Here is a 2,002-nt window from a genome sequence, read left to right as displayed (position 1 = left end):
CAGAAATTTTACCAAAAAATATCCGCTACCCCAGTTGTTTGGAGTTGTAATATCAACTTTAGCGGGTTTATTATTCACTTTTGGCCATGTCATCCCGTGATGCAGAATGGTTTGATAAAACCTTGGGTCTCTGTTTTTGTAAGGATCCTGTTCGTTGTAACCGGAATTCGGGTTTATGACAGGACTATAATCTGAATTATATCCTACAATAGGCTCTGAGCCATCGGCCATATCGTAACTATCTACAAGCCACTGTGTGGGGACAGTTGTAAGTTCTTTATTCACATTCCAGGGATTAAAGGCCGGAAATAAATTGTAAAGATCATTATCAGGAGCACGAAGGTAAACTAAAATATTTTCGGGATTACTCCTTTCATTAAAATATCTCGTATAACTTTTTTCCGGTTCATCAGAATGAATATACAATGAATGAAGACCTTTGGCCTCTGAATAATTAATAACATCCATCGCCGCCTCGGCAGCCTCTTCCCATTTAACGCCCGACGATTCATATAACGAACTGGCAGCGTATAGCAAGGTACGTGCCTTGTAAGCCATGGCTGCTGTTCTCGTAGCACGACCATAGTCACTACCTTCCCATTTATCGGGCAACTTGCCTTCCATTGATAACGTATCAAATTCGTTCACTATGAATTCTACAGTATTCGCCAGTGATTCGCGTCTGGTATCTTCAAATGCAAAAGGATCTGACGGTTCTGTTGATATCACAAGTGGCCCAAACCAACGAAATAATTCATGATAATAGTAAGCCCTTAAAAAGCGGGCTTGATTGGCACTACTTGTTTTTTCCGAATCTGTTAATGGTGATTTGTTCACGTTTGCCAAGAATATATTGGCATTGCGAATTGCAGTATAATAAAATGTCCACGGATGAGTACCAACTACGGGATTCGTAGTTCCGGTAATAGCTCCGGCAATATAACGCTGGATTCCCGGCACAAGTCCTGCATTTCTTGTAGTATTGCCGGCTCCGTCATCGGTGGCATTATCAAGCATTGCAACCTGAACGTTCATGGACATTAAACGAGAAAAACTACCACTGTTATTATTTTCAACTTCTCTCATTCTTCCATACAGGTCATATAGCGCACTGCGCGTATTTTCAGTATCACTAAAAACCTTCTCCAGCGTTAACTCATCAAGATCCGTATCATCGAGCAAACCTTCGTTGCTACATCCTATAACCAAGATAAGTGAAAGTATATAAAATATTTTCTTAATCATATTTGCGAAATTAAAAATTAATTTTAAATCCAAAATTAATAATGTTCTGTTGAGGATAAAATTGTCCAACATTCCTGTCGGGATTTGACTCAGGATCAATTCTTTTTACATTATCCCACGTAAACAAGTTATATGCATTTGCATAAAGATAGATTGAATTCATCGGAGTACGTGATACTGTACGCTTTGGAACATTATATCCGATCTGGATATTTTTCAATCTTAGATATTTACCATCTCTAAGCCAGAAATCCGAAAGAAAATAATTCTGATGGTTGCCGTCAGATTTTTGTAAAAAACGCGGATAAGTAGCAGTAGAAGCAGTTTCAGGTGTCCATCTGAAAAGATGTTCCTCAAAATAATTTCCCCAGCTGTTGTCCCAACCTACATCACCTGCCATATAAACGGAACTGTGCGATGCACCCTGAAACAAGACACTTAAGTCAAATCCCTTATAATTCAATCCGGTCGACAAAGAATATGTTCTTTGAGGTAAATTACTGTATCCGATTTTGATCAATGATACCATCTCCATTTATATCTTTATACTTAATGTCTCCGGGAGCTAAATTGGACAATCCAAACTGCTGGGGTGAAGCGGCTATTTCCTCATAAGAATTAAAAAAACCATCAAAATTATATCCCATAAACTGCCCCACTGATTGTCCCGTCAGATACATATAATCAAACGGTTTTCTGGCTTCACTCATCTCAATAATCTTGTTCTTGGCGTAAGAATAGGTAACTTTAGCAAAAT

3 protein-coding genes are annotated in these 2,002 nt (G+C 38.5%); all 3 read right to left on the bottom strand.

Features of this window, described 5'->3' with window-relative positions:
- Positions 1 to 1,278 (bottom strand): RagB/SusD family nutrient uptake outer membrane protein (locus Q0502_RS12840; RefSeq protein ID WP_298651320.1); only part of this gene is annotated, 1,278 nt, incomplete at its 3' end.
- A complete protein-coding gene (locus Q0502_RS12835; RefSeq protein ID WP_298651318.1) occupies positions 1,256 to 1,645 on the bottom strand; it encodes a hypothetical protein in 390 nt (129 codons plus the stop codon). The genes Q0502_RS12835 and Q0502_RS12840, both read right to left, overlap by 23 nt.
- A gap of 97 nt (positions 1,646 to 1,742) precedes the next feature.
- The coding region (locus tag Q0502_RS12830) for a hypothetical protein (protein WP_298651316.1) at positions 1,743 to 2,002 on the bottom strand (260 nt) is incomplete at its 5' end.

This window comes from uncultured Proteiniphilum sp. (assembly GCF_937873925.1).
In the GTDB taxonomy this organism is placed as follows: Bacteria; Bacteroidota; Bacteroidia; order Bacteroidales; family Dysgonomonadaceae; genus Proteiniphilum.
The sequence above is the reverse complement of the archived record's forward strand: the minus strand, read 5'-3'. Positions and strand labels throughout refer to the sequence as shown.

What these genes read in the sequence shown, in the direction of transcription:
- Q0502_RS12835 (WP_298651318.1), bottom strand. Translation starts at nt 1,645, where the DNA reads ATGGCAGGTGATGTAGGTTGGGACAACAGCTGGGGAAATTATTTTGAG.